Below are 22,646 nucleotides of genomic sequence, written 5' to 3'. Positions count from 1 at the left end.
CCACGAATAAAGTCCCCGCCTTCCAATCAGGAAGCGGGGACTTTGCTATGTGTATCTCCTTCGGATAAGTCAAAGCGTTTGTAGACTTCCGCAATGCGGAGCGCATATTGCTCAAAATTAAAGCAGTTTTCAATTAACCCTCTATTCGTTATGCCCATCATCTCTCTTTTGCCTCTATTTTTAATCATGTAAAGCATGCTCTCGGCAAAAGCATCCGGGTGTTCATACTGGCTAATGACAATTCCGTTCTGGCCATGCTTGATGATTTCCGTATTCCCGCCCCTCCCTGTCGTGATAATCGGAATACCGGCTGTCATCGCTTCATACTGAACTCTAGCCAAAGGCTCCTTCCATTGAGACGCACAGATCAAAACATCGCTCATTGTGTAATAATCCGGCAGCTCATAAACGGGCAAAAAGCTCGTAAAATAGATATGCTCCGAAATGGGCTTCGCTTGTTCTCTCAGCATTTTGACGTACCCATTCTCGCTGAAATTGCCGAACCACTTGCTTCCTACAATAACTAGTGCTGTCCTGGGCTGCTGCTGCAAGACTTTCTTCATCGCTGTGATGAGAAGATGGCAGCCCTTCTTGGGGACTAGCCTTCCCACGAACAGAGCCACAAAGTAATCTGCCGGAATACCCAGCTTTTTTTTCATTTCCAGCGCAATCCGCTGCCCCTGCAGCGTGTAATGAGGTGTGTAGATGCTCGGCTCATCTCCTGTATATAAAACTGTTATTTTCGCTTTGGCGGAGGGACAGCGCCTCGCAATCGAGTCTGCTAGAAACTGACTGACGGCCACCATGTGATCGACAGCTTGCACAATCTCCTCTAACTCGCTTTGTTCAAGATGAGATCCGAATACCTGGTTGTGAAGCGACAACACCACCCGGGAATGGAAGCACACTTGCTTGATTGGCAGCACCCAATCCGGTTTGTTATACACCTGAATGACAGGAAAAGACTCAGCCTGTACATAAGAGATGACATTCTCCAGATAATTCTTCTTTGGGAAGCGAATATATCTGACACCATGAATCGTCTCCTTATTTGCTAGCATGGGGTCCTGAATCGAAAGGACCGTTACGTCAAATCCAAGCTTGGCCAAATAGGGTGCTTTACGGGCCATCAGCAGTTCGATAGCTCCGCTACGAATCGGAGGGCAGGGCAAAGAGTCCGGGCAGATCAGCACAAGTTTCATATGCTCTTTCTCCTTTCACTTCTTCAACGAAGAAGCATGTCTCTATGTAGGATATGAAAGGGAAGCTAGCTTTGACAGGGCTTAGATGGACGGACCTCTATTTTTGGGGTAAATAGAATACATGGCATAAAATGGGATTGCAATTAGTCATTTCCATTATAGCGTTTTATCCTCATGTTCATAGAATAGAGATAGATCTATGATTCATATAAAGGAGGGCTGCAATGGCGAAATCAGTAGTTACGATGAGAAATATTGGGCCTGGCCGTTCAGGCAAAGGCTCCAGATTCGGTAATCATCTATTTAAATACGCGTTTACCTACAAGCTAAAAATAGAGACGAGCCCCTGGATTGGACAGTTTATCTTTGGCCGAAAAGACGCGCCTATCTCTCATAGATTTCAAACCGTGATTATAGACGAAACCGTATCGAAGGACATTCTCAAGCCCAAGAAGGAATTATTGAAGCACAGAACTCCGCCTTTTATAAATGTCGATCTAACTGGAAACCATCATTTTGCACATACCAGCTTCTATCGACCTTATCGGAAACATATTCGGAAACCGTATTCTCCACAGAAGGAAATTTACCGGGTTGTTTGGGGGCTTATCAAGCTCCGCAAAATCGGTAAAACCGTTTTCGGCATTCATATCCGAAGAGGAGACTTCCTGCGTTTCAAAAACCACAGCTTCATTTGGACCGCTCCGATATCCTGGTATCTGAAATGGTTACAATGATCCCCTATGATCCATGGGATAGCAAGCCGATTCTTAAGGCAGATCACAACGGAGGGAAGTCATGAAAAAAGCACTCATCACTGGAGTCACTGGACAAGACGGAGCTTATCTCGCTCAGCTGCTTCTGGCCAAGGGCTACGAGGTCCATGGTATCAAACGGCGTACTTCGCTTATCAACACGCGCCGCATCGATCATTTGTTGGAAGAACCGGTTCAACCTTTCGACCATCCGCTGCTCCTGCATTACGGCGATCTCACCGATGCGACCAATTTAATTCGCATTATTCAACATGTGCAGCCAGATGAAATCTATAATCTCGCAGCCCAAAGCCATGTCAAGGTTTCTTTTGAAACGCCGGAATATACCGCCAACTCCGATGCGCTGGGCACACTGCGCCTGCTGGAAGCGATTCGTATTCTCGGCCTGGAAAGGAAAACTAAATTCTACCAGGCATCCACAAGCGAACTATACGGCCAAGTGCATGAAACGCCGCAGACGGAGCGGACTCCCTTCTATCCCCGAAGCCCTTATGCCGCAGCAAAGCTATATGCGTATTGGATTACGGTCAACTATCGGGAAGCCTACCAGATGTTTGCCTGCAACGGCATTCTCTTTAATCATGAATCCCCGCTTCGGGGAGAGACTTTTGTGACAAGAAAAATTACCCAATCCGTTGTCCGCATCAAGCTGGGGCTGCAGCCGAAGCTTCTGCTCGGCAATTTGGACGCCAAACGGGATTGGGGATATGCTAAAGATTACGTAGAAGCCATGTGGCTGATGCTGCAGCAAGAAACAGCTGAGGATTACGTCATCGCTACCGGAGAGACCCATTCCGTGAGAGAATTCGTCGAGCTCGCCTTCGCTCAAGCAGGAATCTCCATTGGCTGGGAGGGCAGCGGTTTGCAGGAAACCGGAATCGACCAAAGCAATGGCAAAGTCTTGGTTGAGATCCATCCCCGCTACTTCCGGCCGACGGAGGTCGACCTTCTGCAGGGAGATGCTAGCAAAGCTATAGCGAAACTGGGCTGGAAGCCTACCGTCACTTTTGAACAGTTGGTGCATCTCATGATGCAGGAAGAATGGGGGAACATTCTTGCTTAAACAGGATACCATCTTTGTTGCCGGCGCCAACGGTTTGGCCGGGTCAGCCATCGTCAGGAAGCTGCAGGCGCTCGGTTATACGCATTTACTCACGCCGTCCAGTAAGCAGCTGAACCTGCTGGAGAAGCAGACCGTCGTGGACTTTTTTGCTGCCGAGCAGCCGGACTATGTCGTTCTCGCCGCCGCCAAGGTCGGGGGCATTCTCTCCAATATGCTGCAGCCAGCCGATTATATTTACCAGAATCTAATGATTCAATCGAACGTCATCGAGGCTTCTTACCGGTATCAGGTGAAGAAACTTCTCTTCTTAGGCAGCTCATGCATTTATCCTAAATACGCTCCGCAACCGATCAAAGAACAGCATCTGCTGACTGGAGCGCTAGAGCTGACAAACGAACCTTATGCCATCGCCAAAATCAGCGGCATCAAGATGTGTGAGGCTTATAACAAGCAGTACGGAACCAACTTTCTCTGCGTCATGCCGACCAACCTCTACGGTCCCTTCGACCGCTTCGATCCAACACATGCCCATGTACTCCCCGCTCTCCTGCGCAAGTTCCACGAAGCCAAGCTAAGAGGCGATGAGTATGTGGAGGTTTGGGGAAGCGGTACGCCAAGAAGAGAGTTTTTATTCGTCGATGATCTGGCCGACGCTTGTATTTACTTGCTTCAGCATTATGATCACCGTGAAATTGGCACTTGGATCAATATCGGCACGGGCACAGACTTGTCGATTCACGAGTTAGCGCTAAAGCTGAAAGGGATTGTGGGGTTTGCAGGCGAACTGCGGTTTGATCGCTCCAAACCTGACGGCACCCCACGAAAGCTGCTGGACGTCAGCAAACTGCATAGCCTGGGCTGGAAGGCCACAACTTCGCTTGATGATGGCATCAAACAAACCTATGACTGGTTTAAAACAACACGCTCATAAAAAAAAGCCGTTAGCTGGAAGGAGGATCCGACTCCATCAAGTTAACGGCCATTTTAATTTTTTGCTCATCCGCTTTGCGGCATACGAGCAACCCGTCCTTCGTCGAAACGATAATCAAGTCTTCGACGCCAATCGCAATTACTTTTTGAACATCCGTATAAATAATGGAATTACTTGTCTCCAGCACGTACACCTTGCCAAGCGCAAGATTACCATATTCATCCTTGGGGTAGATTCTTTCCAGGGAAGTCCAGGAACCAACATCGTCCCAGATAAAATGAACGGGGATCGTATAGACCGATTTCGCTCTTTCCAGAATCGCATAGTCGATCGATATTTTGGGAAGAGCGGCGTAGACTTCAGTGAAAGACGCATCTACGGACCAGAGCTTGCTCCACATATCAGGCTGAAATCTTTTCATATTTTTGTCGATGGTTGAAGGCTTCCAGATAAAGATTCCGCTGTTCCAATACATATCTTTTTCCATGATGAGTTCCTTGGCCCGCTGCTCGCTCGGCTTCTCGACAAATTTCAAGACCCGCTTGGCTCGGCCCAACGCCGGATCAGAGGCAGCTTGGATATACCCGTATCCCGTTTCCGGACGCGTGGGTACGATCCCCAGGGTGACGATGGATTCGCCCTGGCCGGCGATTTGCTCCGCTTCCAGCAGTGCCGCCATTAATGCTTGATCGTCAGGAATATATTGATCCGAAGGGGTCGTGACCAGCACATCGTCAAGCTGCTGCTGCAAGAAAAAACGCGCCGTTAACCCCAGGCTCGGCCCTGTATCCCTCTGCTCAGGCTCGACAATCAAACGCTCAGGACGCAGCGATGGCAGCTGCTCGTGAACTAAGGAAACGTAGGATGAGCCTGTAACGACATAAATGTCCGAAACGTCCATATGCTTGCGAAATCTATCATAGGTTTGCTGGAGCATGCTTTCATGCGAGGTCAGCGTCAGGAATTGTTTCGGCATCGCTTCGACGCTTCTTGGCCAGAATCGCAATCCTTTACCCCCGGCCATAATGACGACTTTCATTAAAAACTCATCTCCTTTGCAGCACCAAAGCTTACTTTTCCATTCTATGCTCCCCCCCTGACTGAAACATGGACGAATAACCGCCAGCATGAAAATTGGTTACTCGTCCCTCGGACCGAACGAAAAAAGCAGGATCACAGCGGGTGCTCCGATCCTGCCAGGGCATATGACTTAAGCTTTGGCTCCCATGGCGATCCAGTTGATGATGCCATAAATTTCGGCCGAGAATCTCGTACGAACTACCGATAGCACGGCATAGTTCGTAAACTTTTGTTTGATAACTGCATAACAGGCCGTATGATTCGTTGTTGCAATTAGGACATAGTTCAAATCGGCAAAGGCTTCGTCAAAATAAACCTGCACATCCACGCTTTCATCCTGTAGCTTGAAATCATACGAAACGAGCCCGAACTGTTGGATGGTACTCCACTTCGAAGCAGGAACCTGCACCGCCCGGAACGCTAGCTTGCTCTCATCAACGCTGCCGTCATTGAGCTTCGAGCCGCTTAGCGATCCTACAGCGAGATGCTCGCCGTATACCGAGCCGATCGCCAGTTTGCTGCCGTCGATGCTGCCGATGGCCAGCTTGCTGCCGGTCACTGCTCCGTCAAGCAGATGATCGCCACTCACCGCGCCAGAGGCAAGCTTCACGCCGTCAATGCTGCCGTCCACAATATGCGCGCTGTACACACTGCCGGCGGCCAGCTTGCTGCCCGTTACGGCTCCGTCTGCAATATGCTCACTGCCGACGGCATCTTCCGCCAGCTTCGCACGGTCAATGCTGCCGTCCACAATATGCGCGCTGTACACACTGCCGGCGGCCAGCTTGCTGTAATCGACGCTGCCGTCCGCCAAGTTGGCTCCTGTTACAGCGCCGTCTGTCAGATGCTGCCGGCCTACCGAACCGGAAGCCAGCTTGGTGCCCGTGACCGCGCCGTCGGCCAGGTGACCGCTAGTGACCCCGCCAATCGGCAGCATGTCGCTTGGAAGCTCAGGAATCGCCAGCTTCGCCAGCGTCACCGCTCCGTCAGCCAATTGCGCTTCACCGATCGCGCCGTCCGCCAGATGCTCCCCGCTCACTGCACCGGAGGTCAGCTTACTACCGTCTACACTGCCGCCAGCCAACTTGGCGCCGCTCACCGCACCGTCCGTCAGATGATCGCCACTCACCGAGCCCCACGCCAGCTTGCTGCCGTCCACACTGCCTGACGCCAGCTTCGCTGCGCCCACAGCCCCTGCTGCGAGATGATCGCCGTACACCGAGTTGTACGTCAGCTTGCTCGCATCCACACTGCCAGCCATCAGCTTCGTACCGCTGATCGTGCCATCCGCGAGGTGCTCGCCTTTGACAGCACCTTTGACCAGCTTCGCGCTATCCACACTGCCCGGCGCCAGCTTATTGCCGCTCACCGCGCCGTCCGCCAGGTGTTCAGCGCTTACCGCACCCCACGCCAGCTTCGAGCCGTTCACCACGCCGTCTTCCAGATGCTCGGCATACACAGAGCCGCTGGCCAGCTTGCTGGCATCGATACTGCCTACGGCCAGCTTAGCGCTGGTGACCGCTCCGTCTGCCAGGTGCTCGCCATGCACAGCGCCGCGCGTCAGCTTGCTGGCGTCAACGCTCTCTGCGGCCAGCTTCGCCCGGCTGACAGCATCGTCGGCCAAATGCTCGCGACTGACCGCACCGAACGCCAGCTTGCTCCTGCTAACGGAACCGTCGAGCAGATGCTCCCCGCCGATTTGACCGGCAGCCAGCATATTGCCGGTAATACTGCCGGCCCCAAGCTTGCTGATGCTGATCGTGCCATCCGCCAGATGCTCGCCGCTCACCGTGCCCAACGCCAGCTTGCTGCCATCTACGCTGCCATCGGCCAGCTTCGCTCCGCTGACGCCGCCGTCTGCCAGATGCTCGCCGCTCACTGCGCCGAACGCCAGCTTGCTGCCGTCCACGCTGCCCGCCGCCAGCTTGGATGCGCCCACAGCGCCGTCCGCCAGATGCTTGCTAAACACCGAGTTGCTAGCCAGCTTGCTCGCTTCCACACTGCCTGCAGCCAGTTTGGCCGCACTCACCGAACTATCGGCCAGGTGCTCGCCTTCCACCGAGCCGCTTGCCAAATGGCTCGCTTTCACCGTTCCAGCGGCCAGCTTCTCTCCAGTCACCGCACCGTCGGCCAAATGATCGCCGCTCACCGCGCCCCAGGCCAGCTTGCTGCCGTCTACACTGCCGCCCTTCAAATGATCGCCATGCACGGAGCCAAACGCCAGCTTTGTATAATCAATGCTGCCCATCGCCAGCTTATTGTTACTGATCGCACCATCTGCCAGATGTTCGCTTTGCACGGCGCCTCTTGCCAGTTTACTGCCATCTACGCTGCCATCCGCTAATTTCTCCCCGCTCACGCCGCCATCGACCAGGTGTTCGCCGCTCACCACGCCCCAGGCCAGCTTGCTGCCGTCTACGCTGCCGGTTGCCAATTTGCTGGCCCCAACCGCGCCATCGGCCAGATGCTTGCCAAATACAGAGTTCATTGTCAGCTTACTCGCATCAACGCTGCCTGCAGCTATCTTGCTTCCGCTCACCGCGCCTTCAGCCAGATGCTCGGCTTCAACCGCTCCGCTCGCCAGCTTGCTGGCACTGACGCTGCCGTCTGCAAGCTTCGCCTCCGTAATAATGCCGCTGGCCAAATGCTCCGTATGGATCGCTTCATACGCCAGTTTGCCGCTGTCGACACTGCCGTCCGCCAAGTGCTCGCCGCCGACCGCACCGCTCGCCAGCTTGCTCGCGTCCACGCTGCCTGCAGCCAGCTTGCTGCCAGTCACAGCGCCGTCGGTGATATGCTCGCTGAACACCGCATCGCTGGCCAACTTGCTGCCATCCACGCTGCTTGGCGCCAGCTTCGCCGCATGCACGGCCTCATCACTGATGTGCTCGCTCTCCACAGCTCCGCTTGCTAATTTGCTGCCGTCCACACTGCCTGCAGCGATCTTCTCGCCGCTGACCGCTCCATCGGCAAGATGATCAAAACCAACGCTGCCGCTGATCAGCTTGCTCGCATCCACGCTGCCATCCGCCAGCTTCGAACGGCTTACTGCTCCGTCTGCCAGATGCCCGCTCTCTACAGCCGCTTCAGCCAGCTTGCTCGCGTCTACGCTGCCATCCGCCAGCTTTGCACGGCTTACCGCGCCATCTGCCAGATGCTCGCTCTCCACAGCCGCTTCAGCCAACTTGCTGGCATCCACGCTGCCTGCGGCTAATTGTGCGCCTCCGACTGCGCCATCGGCCAGATGCTCGCGATGCACGGCGCTGTCAGCCAGCTTCTTGCGGCTTACGCTGCCGTTCGCCAACTTCGCGCCATTCACCGCTTCATTAGCGAGATGTTCGCTATTCACAGCGCCGTTCACCAGCTTGCTGCTGTCCACACTGCTAGGAGCCAATTTTGCTGCTACGACAGAGCCGTCTGCAAAATGGCGGGCGTGGATCGCTCCGATGACGAGTTTGCTGCCGTGAATGCTTTCGTTGGCCAGCTTGGCGGCAGTAATCGCTCCATCGACAATATGTTCGCTGTCCACAGCCCTATCGGCCAGTTTGCTGGCAGTTACGCTCAGATCAGCCAGCTTTCCTTCCGTAATCGCTTCATCGGCGATTTTGGATGCCGTTACCGCTGCTTCGGCGAGATTCGCTGTATGCACAGCGTCTGCTTGCAAATGCTGCGCTTCGATCGAGCCCGAAGCGATCTTGGAGGCTGTCACCGCGCCGTCTGCCAATAATTCAGCGGTTATCGCTTGTTCAACGAGCTTAGCGCCCTCCAAGGTACGATCGGCAAAAATCTCCAGACTGATCGCATTCAAGCCGAGGTGCCCAGAAGTAATAGCCCCTTGCTGAATGTGTGAACCGTCGATAATGCCCTCCTGCAAATGCCGGGACTCGATCGTGGAAGGCGCAATCTTGCTGCTAGTCACCGCTTCTTCCGCAATCTTGCTTGTCGTTACGGCTTGATCCTGCAGGTGTCTTGTAATGATCTCTTCGTCAGCGATATGCTCGCGCTGAATCGCCGCCCCTTTGATTTGCTCCTCGCCTACAATGCGCTGCGCCAAATGCTCCGTATGGATGGAGTCGCTCTGCAGATGCGCACTGCCGACAGCACCGGGAGCAAGTTTCTCGGTCGTGACGCTTTCATCCTGAAGCTTCGCCGTCTCAATACTTCCATCAGCCAACTGCGCAGACGTCACCGACGCTGGAGCGATCTTCGAAGCAATGACCGCTTTATCTGCCAAATGGCTGCTTTGAATCGCTTCTTCTTGAATATGGTCCGAACCGATGCTGGACGTTCCCAGCTTCTCTGCGGTCACTGCTTCGTCTTCCAATAAATGGGTATTGATGACATTCTTGCGCAAATGCTCCGTCCCAATTTGACCGGCTCCTACATTCTCCCCAGTAATCGCCCCTTTGGCGATATGCGCAGATTGAATCGCTGATTCCGCGATATGGGAGGAAGAGACAGCGTTCTTGGCCAGCTTGCGGCCTGTCACAGCCTGGTTCGCCAGTTTCTCTTCCGTAATCGACTGCGTGATCAGCTTATCCGTTGTTATGGATTCGCTCTGGAGGTGGAGCGATTCAATCGCATTTTCGATGATATGGATGCCGTTGATCTGGCAAGGAGCGATCGTATGGCTTTGCACGCTGCCTGGCGCCAAATGCTGGTTCAAAATGCTTTCCTCTTGAAGATGGACCGAACTGATGCTATTATCGGCAATCTTGTCATGGGTGACCGCCTGATCCCGCAGCTTATCGGTTGTAATTGTGGCGTCCGTAATTTTCGCTGTATCAATGATATAGTTGGACAAATGTTTGGCTTGAATGGCGCCGCTGTGGATTTTTTCCGCGGTCACGGCTTGGTCGTCGATGAGCTCTGTGGAGATAACCATTTCGGATAAATGATGGGGAAGAATCGATCCAGTTGCAAGCTTAATCGAATCAATGACTTGATCAGCCAACTTGCTCGCCGTAATGCTATTGTCCATCAGTTTGGTCCCGGAGATGGAGTGTTCATGGAGCTTATCGCCTGAAATGCTCTGATGGGCCAAATGCTCATCATGAATCGCCCCAGGGGCCACCTTATCCCTGGTTACGCTGGCGGCTGCCAGTTTGGTATGGTCAATCGCAAAATCTTTGATTACTTTCGTGCCAATGCTTTGCGGCTTAATTTTGCTTTCGTCCACGGCCCGGTTCGCGATCTTCTCAGATGTGATCGCCTCCTCGACGATATCGTCCGTATAGACGACAGCCGTCGTATTGGAGCCTGCCTTTCGGTCGCTCAGAAGAATCAGCGGCGGTGCAGGTGTCGTTGGCCGGCTGGATGCAGCAGGCTTCGCATTTTCAGGCTTCTCCGCTTCTGCCGAGTCCGTTTTTTTGGGCTTGCTAAACACCTTCGACACATTGGTCGTATTGGTAGGAATCGCGGCTTTTACAGGAGCGGCTTTCACCGTCGCTGGCTTCGCGGGCTCTTCTTCGGCACGCTTGGCCGGAGCTGGCGTATCGCTTTCATCCAACCAGTCTAGCTCGTTCGTACTCGCGTTCACTCGGTGCACTTGCGACTTTCGAGGCGTGCCCCGATTGTTGTTCCGTTTGCTCATAGACTCCTCTCCATTTCTTTAGAAATCTGGTCATTTGTAACATATTCACAGTTGAAGGGAGATGTACATTCGCCCTAGAAAATGTGCGCTAACCTAGTTGCAATTTCATTAGCTTGTGTTCCGTGCCATGATACCTAGTTGCGCTTGAGCATATTGACATAGAGCTCATGCCGCAGCTCCGCCGCGCGCTCCCATGTAAACAGCTGTCTCACCCGCTGATTGCCCTGCTCGCCCATCACTTGCCGCAGCTCCGCATCCCCGAGCAGGCGCAGCAAATATCGCGGCAGCTCCTGCGCGATGCGCTGCGGATCCATCAAGTAGCCGGTTGTTCCGTCGGCCACAACTTCCTGAATACCGCCGGAGCGCGTCGCAATGACGGGCACGCCTGTCGCCATCGCTTCCACATTGACGAGTCCGAACGCTTCGTTCGGCGCGGACGGCACCACGACAATGTCGGCAATTTGGTACCATTTGGCCACGTCAGCATGGGCGACATACGGAATGAACCGCACGTGATTCGGCATGAGTCTGCCCCTTTTGTGAAGTCTGCGCACGTAAACCGTTTTACGCTTAGACCCGTAGAAAGCGCCACCGATCACCAGCAATAACGCTTCCGGATGCGCCCCGATCACCTGAGTCATCGCATTCAGCAGATGATGCACGCCTTTGCGCGGAATGAGCCGGCCGACGAATAAAATGATTTGTCTATTCTCATATCCCAGCGCTTTCAGCCGCTGCTGTCGCGCCTCCGCTCCCTGCGGCGTCCATCTCGATGTAAAATGCTCCACATCCACGCCTAAGTGCTGTGTCACAATTTTATGCGCACAGCTCGGTACTTTCCGTTCGAGCGTCTTTTTCAAAAAATCGCTGTTCACCACGATCACATCCGCGGCCCGCAGGCACACCGCAAGCTCTCGCACCGCAATGTGCGGCCGGGAAATAAAATAAGTCGAATGCAGAATCAAGCTGATTTTCTTTTTCGGATACCTTCTTCTTAAATACCGGACGAACCGTGGACGATTCTCTACTTGAATATACGTTGGCTTTAATTTGGCCACTTGCATGCTGGCTTCTTTAATATAGGAAAAAGGACGTATATAACGGACCCTTATATAACGCACCCCATCCTTCACCTCACGGCTCTGCTGAAACCGGGTCTTTCGCCCCAGAATTTGCACCGTCATCCGCTTCGCCAATGGTGCGGCTGTTTTCTGGACAACCTGCTCGACTGAGCTGCTCATTTCAGAAGGTATGGGGAAGGCGCCGGGTGTAACAATGGCCACGCTAATAGGCAGGCTGCACATATTCACCTCTCCTTTCTTCTATACATATGCGGATTTCATGGATTAGCTTGGGTAACCGCCCCTGGATGGAGGTCAAACATCACAGCCGCAAGCGGCAGGCTCTCAGCAACCGTACAAACAAGCCAGGATGCTTTTCCATACACTGAAGAAAGCACCGTATTGCTCCCAAGTCAGGACATAAGGAGGGATAACCAGAACGATGGGAAAACCCTACGTAGGTATACTGGTGGGCAATGCCTTGTTTGAAGGCATTCCGCTGGGGAAAACCAACTATGAGGCCATCCGCTTTTACAGTGAAGCCGGTATGGAATACGGCGTTATTCCCTGCTATTTCCGCATTCAAGATGTCCAGATCGATACACTCAAGGTACATGCCTATGTGCAGCACGGCGAACGCTTTATCCTCAGCTATATCGATTTGCCCAAGGTCATTCATAACCGCGCCATCTATTTGGATACGATGTCTTATCAGCAATTGGATCACTGGACGAAGCGCGGCATTATTTTATTCAACCGGTGGAACCGATACAGCAAGATGCTTATCCATGAGCTCCTCTTGAAGGACGAAACCATTCGGCCGCACCTCCCCGGTACTTATCCGGCTACCATGGCCAATCTGAGGATGATGATGAACATCTACGATTCCCTGATTATCAAGCCAACCAACAGCAGCATCGGTCGAGGCGTGATGAAGATGGACCGTACGCGGAACGGATGGAGGCTCATTTATCCACAGAGTATGAAGATCAGCAACAAAATTTGGCGCACCACTTCATTTATGAAAAGAATCCCTCTCGTTCTGCAGAAAAGAATCCGCAGCAAATCGTATATCGTTCAACAGCGGCTACCGCTGGCGACGTTCGAGGGACGCCCCTTTGATCTCCGCATTTCCATTCAGCGAGGGGCGACGGGTGAATGGGGCATCACAGGCATCGTAGCTAAAGTTGCGTCTAAAAAATTGTTCCTCACCAACGTAGCTCAAGGCGGCGAGGTGAAGACGCTAAATGATATTCTTTGCGCTGAGTATCCCACACTTGACCATGCCGACGTCTTCCGGCAAATTGCCAACTTCTCCCTGAAGGTTGCCAGACATCTAAGCAGAGAGCTGCCGCACTTGGCGGACATCGGGCTCGATATCGGCATTACCAAAGACGGATTCCCGCTGTTTATTGAATGCAATGGCAAAGACCAGCGCTATAGCTTTCGCGAAGCCAATATGGAGGAAGCCTGGAGATCCACCTATTTTAATCCGATCGCCTATGCCAAATATGTGCTAGACGGGGGCACGCCTGTATACTAAAAAAGAGGACACTGACGGAAATGGCGGTTCCGTTAGTGCCCTCTTTTTATTTATGAAGATACGTAGATAACAGTTGATGAACCGTGTTGTTGAACACAGAGACATCCGGCGTTTGCACAGCTTGATCCTTGAGCTCGTACTTTTGCTTTAACTTCATAATGCGCATGACGCTCTGATCGATCGTTTCCAGCGGGATCCGTTTATCCTGCACCGCTTGGCGGAGCGCTTCGGTGACGGCAACGATCTTGTCATATTCATGGCCAACAAGAATGACATTGGCTCCGGCCACCACGGATTTCACCGCTGAATCAGCGAGATTGTAGTTTTGCGTGATCGCGCCCATTGTCATATCATCCGTTATCACGACACCTTGAAAACCAAGTTCTTGCCGCAGCAGGTCGGTCATGATTTTCTTTGACATCGTCGCCGGGTTTTGCGGATCCACCTTTGGCAGCAAAATATGAGCAACCATCACGGCGTCCGCGTCCTGCTTAATCGCTTCTGTGAATGAGACAAGCTCCAGTTTGCGCAGCCGAGTCAGATCGTTTTGTACGACAGGCAGTCCGACATGGGAATCCACCGATGTATCGCCATGACCCGGAAAATGCTTCACGACGGGAGTCACGTGCTGCGCCTGCAGCCCTTTCATCGCCTGAACCCCCATCGATGTCACCACCGTGGCGTTGGCGCCGAACGAACGGTCGCCTATGACGGGATTGTTCGGATTGCTGTTCACATCCAACACAGGCGCAAAATCCACGTTCAGCCCGTATGCATGCAGCTCCTTGCCCAGCAGGCTGCCGACGTTAAAGGCAAACGCCGCATTGCCGGTTTTCCCGATCTCTTGATTCGTCGGCGTTTTGATGATCTCGTCTGGCAGCCTTGTGACTCTGCCGCCTTCTTCATCGGCGCCAATCCATAATGGCAGCTGATTAACGTTGTTCGCTTTCTTTAAAGCATTCGTCAGCTCAACGAGCTGAGCGGACGATTTCACGTTCGGTTTATATAAAATAATACCGCCGACGTGGTAGCTTTCCAGCAGCTTATGCGCTTCAGGTGTCATCGTATAGCCATCGATACCGGCGAGAATCATTTGGCCGATTTTCTCATCTAGCGACATCTTCGCCAGCTTCGCCTGCATGGGATCTGCCGTCGGCGTCGGGACTGGGCTAGGCGTCGCTTGCGGACTCGCCGGCTGCGAAGCCGAAGTCGTAGCTGCTGTCGGAGTTGGCGGAATAGGGTTTTCATTAGAACGATGAGCGCAACCGGTTAGCACCCACAAGCATGTACACCCCCATAACGTCCATGCGGCCATTCGTTTACGGTAGGTCTTTCGCATCTGTTTTCCTCACTTTCTTCCTTACACTTTGCGGCTTATGCCCTAACCGATAGACGGAATTGCCGCAGTCTTAGTTGCAGCCGATTCACTCATTTCGCAATTGCTTCAGTGTGTGCCACGCCAGCAAATAAATCATATAGCTGCCCAAATAGGAACCGGCGGTCAAAAAAATCATATTTTGAAAAACACTATGGATATTCGTCATAAATACCGTGTCATCACGCAAAATTTGATAGATCGCCAGAGCGCTGATACTTCCAAAAATATAAGCACAGATCACTGCTGCTCCATCAAAAATTGCCCGCCAAACCGGAATTAGCCAGGCAATCGCCATCATAAACATAGGGACCATAATAACAAGCAAAACAATGAACAAACTCATATACGCGCTAGCACTCCTTCATGTCGGCCTCATGATTATCATTGACGCTTTTCAGAGTGGAAATACTTTGCAATTCAGGTGACAGCCTGCTCGCGGGTATGCTATGATAATTTCAATAAAATAAAGCGCTTACATTATAGCGCTGGCGAAAGTTCTCTCCGCTCATTCCAAATTCTCGCACAGAAAAGAGGTTCGCCGATTGAGAAAGTTCATGCCGCGTCTTTACACAAATGAGTCCCCTCGCCCAGAGCCTGCCGGTTTGCAGGACATGCCATTCCCGACAGCCCAGCTTCAGGAGATTGCCGAATGTCCATATTGCCTGAGTATTACGGGACCCGCGCCTAGGACACCGATCCTTTGCACGAAATATGCCGGATCGCATGTCCCCATCTCCGTGAACCCTGCCGTCTGCTATAAATGTAAAGCTTATCAAACAAATGTTGAGGAAGCATGAAAACAGCCGTCAGGCTGTTTTTTTCTGGCTCACAGCGCAACTTTCTTACATGATTCGGCAATTGATTCTTTTACCTTTCTGTGGCAAGATAATCGAAGAACCAAATCAGGGAGATCTTGCATACTAAGAAGTCCCCTTTTATGAACAGGAGCTATTATCGATGTCCAAACCGTTTTTTCGATTGCTGACCGAGCTGTCATCCCGCAAGTGGGTATCCCAGCTGACAGGAGCATTCGCCAAATCCAGGCTCAGCCGCCATTTCATTCCCAAATTCGCACAAACTTACGGAATCCGGATCGAGGACGCGGAGAAGCACATCAAAGAATATATGTCTTTGAACGACTTTTTTACGCGCCGACTGAAGCCAGGCCTTCGTCCGATTCACGAGGATCTTACCCGTGTTGTCAGCCCGGTTGATGCCATGATTACCGGTATTGGCGAAATCAAAGACGGTTTAATTGTCAATGTGAAAGGCCAAGACTACACGATCGATGAGCTATTGAACCGTTCGCCGCGAACCGTGAACTACAAGAATGGTTTCTACTTTGTTCTGTACCTGAGCCCGACCGATTATCACCGCATTCATTCCCCGATTTCAGGCGAGGTGCTGGAAAAAGAACACGTACCAGGCAAAGTCTACCCCGTGAACGACTTCGGCCTGCGCTACATGCGCAGAGTGCTGAGCCGTAACGAGAGGCTCATCACGTTCATCCAGCATGAATCCGGCGAAGTGGCCGTCGTGAAAGTAGGCGCGCTGAATGTCAGCAGCATTCAATATGTCAAGCCGCTGCCTAACCATTTGGAACGCGGACAGGAACTCGCTTATTTTGAATTCGGCTCTACCGTCGTGCTGCTGTTCGAAGATGGCATGTTTGCACCACGCCAAGATTTGCAACTAGGCTCTAAAGTTAAAATGGGAGAAGAACTCGGAAGTTTCATAGATAAATAAACCGGGTTCCCGGAAGGAGAGTTCCATGGCTTCATCCACCGCAGCGTCTCCGAAACCCGGCTCACAAGGTTTACAAGGGACCGGAGATATCAAACCTACTGTTTACCGCATTCTTTTGGCGATAAGTCTTGTTCATTTGCTGAATGATTCCATTCAGTCCGTCATCCCGGCCATCTTTCCGATTCTCAAAAGTGAGATGGGGCTAAACTACACCCAGGTCGGCTGGGTGCAGTTCGCGATCAACTTTACCGCCTCGATCATGCAGCCCGTTGTCGGGCTGTACACCGACCGCAAGCCGTCGCCTTACATACTGCCGATCGGCATGGCCTCGACGCTAATCGGCATGCTGCTGCTCGCTTTTGCACCGTCGTACTGGGTCGTCTTGCTCGCGGTATGCTGCGTCGGATTAGGCTCCGCAGCGTTCCATCCGGAAGGCTCGCGCGTATCGCACATGGCCGCCGGCGGCCGCAAAGGCTTAGCGCAGTCGATTTTCCAGGTCGGCGGCAACGCAGGACAATCGCTTGCGCCGATTATGACCAAATGGATTTTCATCCCACTTGGCCTGTTCGGCTCTATCTGGTTTACCGCTGTTGCAGCGGTAGCGATCATCGTTCAGATGTATATCGCCAGCTGGTACAAAGTCGTGCTGAAGAGCGCCCCGGCCAAGGCCAAAACAGCTGTTCAGCGAGCCATGAACCCGCAGCGCCGCAAGCAAGTGCTGTTCGCCATTTGCATGCTCGTCTTCCTGGTCTTCGTCCGTTCCTGGTACGGAGCGGCGATGGGCGGCTATTTCGCCTTCTTCCTGCAGGATAAATACGGCTTGTCCATCGACCGCGCGCAAGATTTCATCTTCCTCTTCCTTGCCGCCGGTGCCGTCGGTACGTTCTTCGGCGGACCGCTCGCGGATCGTTTCGGACGAAGAAATCTCATTTTCTTCTCGATGCTCGGCTCAGCGCCGTTCGCCCTGCTGCTGCCGCATGTCAGCTTTACCTGGGCGTATATTTTACTCGTCATTATCGGCTTTATTTTATTATCCAGCTTTTCCGTAACCGTCGTTTATGCACAAATGCTCTACCCCGGCAAAGTCGGAACCGTATCCGGCCTTATCACGGGACTCGCCTTTGGGATGGGCGGCATCGGCTCTGTCGTGCTCGGAAACTTGTGCGATACCCTCGGCACTACGCGCGTGATGGAACTATGCGCCTTCCTGCCCCTATTGGGACTGCTGACGTTCCTGCTGCCTTCCGACCGCAAGCTGAAAGAATGGACCGAAGAAAACGCCGCTTCATAAAAGAAAACCTTGAACAGGTATCTGTTCAAGGTTTTCTTATTGCCAACTATTCGTGATGCGCGTCTTGCATTTCGCGCGGACTGCGCCGTCTGGCGACGCCCGACTCGTAAGCCGCTTCCATGACGGATTCACGGACTTTTTCCACAACCGCATGATTGAACACGCTCGGAATGATGTAGTATTCATTCAGCTCGTCATCGCTAACAACCGATGCGATCGCTTTGGCAGCAGCCAGCTTCATATCCTGCGTAATGCGGGAAGCGCGGCAGTCCAACACCCCGCGGAAAATGCCCGGGAAGCACAGCACGTTATTAATCTGGTTCGGATAATCCGATCGGCCTGTCGCCATGACACGTACGTAAGGCTCAGCTTCCTCCGGCGTAATCTCCGGCGTCGGATTCGCCATCGCGAACACGATCGGATCAGCCGCCATGCGCTTCACATCCTCCACTTTCAGCACGCCCGGACCCGACAGTCCGATGAAAATGTCCGCATCAGCAATAACATCCGACAGCGTACCGCTTTGCAAGAACGGATTCGTATTCGCCGCATACCAATCCCAAGCCGAATTCGAATACGTCTCGCCGCGCACAATCGCACCTTGGCGGTCAACGCCGATCACATTCGTGACCCCTGCGGCCAGCAGCATTTTTGTACACGCAATGCCGGCTGCTCCGATACCTGTTACGACAACTTTACAAGACTCCAGCTGTTTGCCAACCACTTTGACCGCATTTAGCAAGCCTGCAAGAATAACGACCGCTGTTCCGTGCTGGTCATCGTGGAACACCGGAATATCCAGCTCTTCGATTAACCGCTCTTCAATCTCAAAACAACGCGGCGAGGAGATATCCTCCAGGTTAATGCCTCCGAATGTTGGTGCAAGCGCCTTCACGATGCGAATAATTTCTTCTGTATCCTGCGTGTCCAAACAGATCGGGAATGCGTCCACGCCAGCCATCTGCTTGAACAGCATCGCTTTACCTTCCATAACCGGCATTGCCGCTTTCGGACCAATATTCCCCAACCCTAGCACCGCAGAGCCGTCCGATACGACTGCAACGGTATTCCGCTTAATCGTCAAAGAATGGGCTTTCGACGGATCCTCATGAATCGCCATACAAACCCGCGCCACACCTGGCGTATATACACGAGACAAATCGTCCCGATTTTTGATCGGCATTTTTGGGGTAACTTCAATTTTACCGCCCAAGTGCATCAAGAAGGTTTGGTCAGAAATGTTAACGACCTTGACACCCGGAATATCTTTCAAAGTTGCCTCAATCGTATTGGTATGCTGCGGATCGCTCACATTAACCGTAATGTCGCGCGTTGTCGTTGTTTTGCTTGCACGCGTAACGTCAACCGCTACGATATCTCCACCGGCATCCCCAATCGCTGTTGCGATTTGTCCGAATGTCACCTGCTCCTTATGCATCTCTAAACGCACAATTATACTTGTGCCGCCACCATTCAACCCTGCCATTTACAAGGATCCTCCCAAGGAAAAAAATTAATTGACCACTGTATGATCATAGCACAGAAACGACGTACTGCCAAAAACTTTGGAGATTCCTGCGATTTTTTGTGGATAAAAACAAAAGAAGGCAGTTACAGTCAAAGTGTATCGGAGCTGACGGACAGGGGCTGAGGACAAAGCCTATCGAATTTGACGGCGAGGGGCCGGGAGGAGGGACAAAGCTTATCGAAGCTGACGGCGAGGGCCGGGAGGAGGGACAAAGCTTATCGAAGCTGACGGCGAGGGCCGGGAGGAGGGACAAAGCTTATCGAAGCTGACGGCGAGGGCCTGGAGGAGGGACAAAGTGTATCGAAGCTGACGGCGAGGGCCTGGAGGAGGGACAAAGTGTATCGGAGCTGACGGACAGGGGCTGAGGACAAAGCTTATCGAATTTGACGGCGAGGGCCGGGAGGTGGGACAAAGCGAATCGAAGCTGACGGCGAGGGCCTGGAGGAGGGACAAAGCGAATCGAAGCTGTCGGCTAGGGCCTGGAGGAGGGACAAAGTGTATCGAAGCTGACGGCGAGGACCGGGAGGAGGGACAAAGCTTATCGATGCTGACGGCTAGGGCCTGGAGGAGGGACAAAGCTTATCGAAGCTGACGGCGAGGGCCTGGAGGAGGGACAAAGTGTATCGAAGCTGACGGCGAGGGCCTGGAGGAGGGACAAAGTGTATCGAAGCTGACGGCGAGGGCCTGGAGGAGGGACAAAGTGCCCGAAGCGCGTGTTTCAACGCGGAAGTCAGGCTGGTGCGTGGGGATCGTGCTGGAGTCAGGTTTTGCCGAACTGCAGACACTGGGGAACACCGAAATCGCGCTGGAGTCCGAATTTGCCCAATTACAAGCTTATATTGCAGCGCTGTTACCTCTTCCGGCCTCTGCAATTGGGCATTCTCGGACTGCTGCACGTTAATGAGTGGTTGAAGTTGCTGTAGTCAGGTTTTACCGAGCTGCAGACGCGTGGCCACGCAGGAATCGGGCTGTAGGCTCTGCCCCTCAAATCCACACTCCCCTCTCCCGTACCTGGCGCATCACCTCAACGCCACGCCGCATCTCATCCTCGGTGAGATGCGCAAATCCAAAACAGCCCCCGGCCCGGCCTGGGGGCAGATCATACCCCCCGGCGTCGCTCCACTCCACGCCGGCCTCGTTGCATGCGGCTGCATAACGGTCGTAGGTGCGGGGATCCCCCCGCCACCAGCCGAACAGATGCAGCCCCGCATCGCTGTCCACCCACTCGAAGAGGGTGGACAGGTGCTCCTGCAGCAGCGCTTGCAGGAGCAAGAACTTACTCGCGTACACCCGCCGCATGCGGCGGAGGTGACGCTCGTAGCCGCCGCTCGCCATGAACGCGGCGAGCGCCCGCTGTTCGAGCAGCCCCGAAGGGTGCGGCTCGTACAGCCGCTTCGCGGCCACGAAGGCGCCGTGCAGCGCCTCCGGCAAAACCACATACCCGATGCGCAGATGCTTCAGCATCGTTTTGGAGAAGGTGCCGATGTAGACCACCCGGCCCTCCTGATCCAGCACCTTAAGCGGCTCAATCGGCCGCCCGCGGTGCCTGAACTCGCTGTCATAATCGTCTTCGACGATGACAGCGCCCTGCTCCGCCGCCCAGCGCAGCAGCTGCCGGCGGCGCTCCAACCCCAGCACAGCCCCCGTGGGGAACTGGCGGCTGGGCGTCACGAACAGCAGCCGCGCGTCCCACGGCTGCGGCACAAGCCCTTGCCCGTCCACCGGTCCGGGGACGGGCACCCCGCCGGCTGCCAGCACCGCACGGCTGACACCGTGATACCCGGGGCGCTCGACAATGACCGGATCGCCCTCGTTCACAACAATCTGGGTCAACAGCGCAATCGCCTGCATCGACCCATTCACAATCACGATGCGCTCTGGCGACGCATCGATTCCGCGCATCCGCCGGAGCTGCTGTGCGATCGCTTCGCGCAGCGCATAATGCCCTTCGGCAGCGTTAATTTCTTCAAGTGGCGTATCCGAGATACGCCTCACTTGTTCATACACGCAGCGGTTCCACAGCTCCATCGGATAATCGCTCAGAAGCATAAATCCCACCTTAAAGGAAATGTCTCCCCGCGATGCAGCGCCCAACGCTCCGTTTTCACTCGTGCGCAAACCCGCCGCCATTGGCGCATCGACCGCATCATCTTGGGTCCAAATCCGCTGCGCCCATTTTGACAGCTTTAGCGGCTTTTCGCTCCGCTTGTCCCGTTCCTCCATACCGCCACGGTAGGCGACAAACGTGCCCTTGCCAACCTCCGCTGTTAAATAGCCTTCGGCGATCAGCATGTCATACACTTGATTCACGGTCCCCCTGGAAACTTCATACAAGTCCGCCAATTCTCTACTGGATGGCAGCTTCATAGGCGAAGCTAGCTTTCCCTCCACAATCGCATCATGCAGCGCATGATATAATGCCGTATATTTATTGCCATACCGTTCTTTATAAGAATGATAAGGGATATGAAAATCGGTCATAATTAGGCCCTTTCTGCTGCTTCTGCGACACGATTACTTTGCCATTCATGATCTTTACTAATTGTAATTCGAACCGCCACTTCAAATAAACCTTTTTTTCCTGCTCATTTCAAGATAGCTAGCGCCCCCTTTTCAAATAAAATCCCACGAAGTGGAATTCATTTTCGTGTGTTGGCTGAGAGCGCAAAGCCGACCTAACACGCACAACTCACTTCACTTTTCCTCCATTCAAATGGTACATAAAAATATTCAAAAAATGGATCTTATTTCGAACCACTTTTTTCGTTATTCTATTTCAAAGAGAAGCTGTTGCAGATGCCAAGGGAGAGAACCGAATGAATATAAAACCAATCGCCCTCGAAGGGGCGCACATTACCCTTTTGCCTATGAACGAATGTCATATTGATGAATTGACGGCGGCAGCCAATGACGAACGGATTTGGGGATATATGGAACCGCTGATGGACCGTAAAGCTGTTGAACGATTTGTAAAGCAGACCGTAAAAGAGCAGCAGGAAGGGCTGTGCCTGCCTTTTAGCGTGTACGATAAAAGCTCGGACAAACTCGTCGGCAGCACGCGACTGTTTGACATCTCGACCGCTCATCGGAATGGGGAGATCGGTTTCACGTGGTACAATCCCAGCGTTTGGCGCACTTATGTGAATACAGAGTGTAAGTTTCTGCTGCTGCGCTACTGTTTTGAATCGTTAGGCATGATTCGCGTTCAGCTCAAAGCTGATCTTCGCAATCAGCGCTCGCTTACGGCTATCGCCCGTCTGGGAGCGCAGCGAGAAGGGGTGCTTAGACAACATCGCGTCCTGCACGACGGGTATATTCGCGATACTGTGATGTTCAGCATCATCGATCAGGAGTGGCCTCAGGTGAAGTCACGACTGGAGGAAATAATGTACAAAAAAGATCGGGTAACGCCGTGACGTTCCCCTGTGAAAGTGATATAATTACTCCTAAAAAT

The 22,646-nt window shown here is 53.2% G+C and carries 16 protein-coding genes; 8 read left to right on the top strand and 8 right to left on the bottom strand.

Annotated features, from left to right (window positions below; all coding sequences use genetic code 11):
• Positions 1-26 precede the first annotated feature (26 nt).
• Positions 27-1,202: a glycosyltransferase family 4 protein gene (locus tag O9139_RS31660; RefSeq protein ID WP_270885738.1), complete on the bottom strand. Its 1,176-nt coding sequence runs from the start codon at positions 1,200-1,202 to the stop codon at positions 27-29.
• 224 nt (positions 1,203-1,426) lie between these two features.
• Between O9139_RS31660 and O9139_RS31655 the strand changes: the two genes are divergently transcribed.
• From O9139_RS31655 to O9139_RS31645, 3 genes are all read left to right on the top strand, one after another.
• Positions 1,427-1,939 carry an O-fucosyltransferase family protein gene (locus O9139_RS31655; protein ID WP_270885737.1) on the top strand — a complete coding sequence of 171 codons (513 nt, stop codon included), beginning with the start codon at positions 1,427-1,429 and terminating at the stop codon, positions 1,937-1,939.
• A gap of 61 nt (positions 1,940-2,000) precedes the next feature.
• Positions 2,001-3,041 carry a GDP-mannose 4,6-dehydratase gene (gmd, locus tag O9139_RS31650; RefSeq protein ID WP_270885736.1) on the top strand — a complete coding sequence of 347 codons (1,041 nt, stop codon included), beginning with the start codon at positions 2,001-2,003 and terminating at the stop codon, positions 3,039-3,041.
• The gene (locus tag O9139_RS31645) at positions 3,034-3,972 is read left to right on the top strand and encodes a GDP-L-fucose synthase family protein (RefSeq protein WP_270885735.1); all 939 of its coding nucleotides are present in this window, start codon (positions 3,034-3,036) and stop codon (positions 3,970-3,972) included. Before gmd ends, O9139_RS31645 begins: the two co-directional genes overlap by 8 nt.
• Positions 3,973-3,982: 10 nt before the next feature.
• Here the strand turns inward: O9139_RS31645 and O9139_RS31640 are convergent, their stop codons facing one another.
• From O9139_RS31640 to O9139_RS31630, 3 genes are all read right to left on the bottom strand, one after another.
• Positions 3,983-5,011 (bottom strand): mannose-1-phosphate guanylyltransferase, encoded by a 1,029-nt coding sequence (locus O9139_RS31640; RefSeq protein WP_270885734.1) that lies wholly within the window; start codon positions 5,009-5,011, stop codon positions 3,983-3,985.
• A 171-nt stretch (positions 5,012-5,182) separates the two neighbouring features.
• A complete protein-coding gene (locus O9139_RS31635; RefSeq protein ID WP_270885733.1) occupies positions 5,183-10,645 on the bottom strand; it encodes a WIAG-tail domain in 5,463 nt (1,820 codons plus the stop codon).
• A 134-nt stretch (positions 10,646-10,779) separates the two neighbouring features.
• A complete protein-coding gene (locus tag O9139_RS31630; protein WP_270885732.1) occupies positions 10,780-11,949 on the bottom strand; it encodes a glycosyltransferase family 4 protein in 1,170 nt (389 codons plus the stop codon).
• Between the two features lie 199 nt (positions 11,950-12,148).
• On the opposite strand from O9139_RS31630, the gene O9139_RS31625 reads away from it, so the two are divergent.
• Positions 12,149-13,249 (top strand): YheC/YheD family endospore coat-associated protein, encoded by a 1,101-nt coding sequence (locus tag O9139_RS31625; protein ID WP_270885731.1) that lies wholly within the window; start codon positions 12,149-12,151, stop codon positions 13,247-13,249.
• Positions 13,250-13,295: 46 nt separating this feature from the next.
• On the opposite strand, the gene nagZ is transcribed toward O9139_RS31625, so the two are convergent.
• A complete protein-coding gene (nagZ, locus tag O9139_RS31620; protein WP_270885730.1) occupies positions 13,296-14,588 on the bottom strand; it encodes a beta-N-acetylhexosaminidase in 1,293 nt (430 codons plus the stop codon).
• A gap of 85 nt (positions 14,589-14,673) precedes the next feature.
• Positions 14,674-14,970, bottom strand: coding sequence for a transposase (locus O9139_RS31615; RefSeq protein WP_270885729.1), 297 nt, complete (start codon positions 14,968-14,970; stop codon positions 14,674-14,676).
• A 614-nt stretch (positions 14,971-15,584) separates the two neighbouring features.
• Here O9139_RS31615 and asd point away from each other — a divergent pair.
• Together asd and O9139_RS31605 are read left to right on the top strand one after the other, a co-directional pair.
• Entirely contained in the window at positions 15,585-16,373 is a 789-nt protein-coding gene (asd, locus tag O9139_RS31610; protein ID WP_270885728.1) for an archaetidylserine decarboxylase, read from the top strand.
• A gap of 25 nt (positions 16,374-16,398) precedes the next feature.
• A complete protein-coding gene (locus tag O9139_RS31605) occupies positions 16,399-17,664 on the top strand; it encodes an MFS transporter (RefSeq protein WP_270885727.1) in 1,266 nt (421 codons plus the stop codon).
• 46 nt (positions 17,665-17,710) lie between these two features.
• On the opposite strand, the gene O9139_RS31600 is transcribed toward O9139_RS31605, so the two are convergent.
• Positions 17,711-19,150: an NAD-dependent malic enzyme gene (locus O9139_RS31600; protein ID WP_270885726.1), complete on the bottom strand. Its 1,440-nt coding sequence runs from the start codon at positions 19,148-19,150 to the stop codon at positions 17,711-17,713.
• 742 nt (positions 19,151-19,892) lie between these two features.
• Between O9139_RS31600 and O9139_RS31595 the strand changes: the two genes are divergently transcribed.
• Positions 19,893-20,093, top strand: coding sequence for a hypothetical protein (locus O9139_RS31595; RefSeq protein WP_270885725.1), 201 nt, complete (start codon positions 19,893-19,895; stop codon positions 20,091-20,093).
• Between the two features lie 83 nt (positions 20,094-20,176).
• Here O9139_RS31595 and pdxR read toward each other — a convergent pair whose 3' ends face one another.
• Entirely contained in the window at positions 20,177-21,673 is a 1,497-nt protein-coding gene (gene pdxR / locus O9139_RS31590; RefSeq protein ID WP_270885724.1) for a MocR-like pyridoxine biosynthesis transcription factor PdxR, read from the bottom strand.
• 335 nt (positions 21,674-22,008) lie between these two features.
• Here pdxR and O9139_RS31585 point away from each other — a divergent pair, with 335 nt between their 5' ends.
• Positions 22,009-22,608: a GNAT family N-acetyltransferase gene (locus O9139_RS31585; RefSeq protein ID WP_270885723.1), complete on the top strand. Its 600-nt coding sequence runs from the start codon at positions 22,009-22,011 to the stop codon at positions 22,606-22,608.
• Positions 22,609-22,646 lie beyond the last annotated feature (38 nt).

The organism is Paenibacillus aestuarii (assembly GCF_027789125.1).
In the GTDB taxonomy this organism is placed as follows: domain Bacteria; phylum Bacillota; class Bacilli; order Paenibacillales; family NBRC-103111; genus Paenibacillus_E; species Paenibacillus_E aestuarii.
Note: the sequence above shows the minus strand (reverse complement) of the source record. Positions and strands in the feature narration are given on the sequence as shown.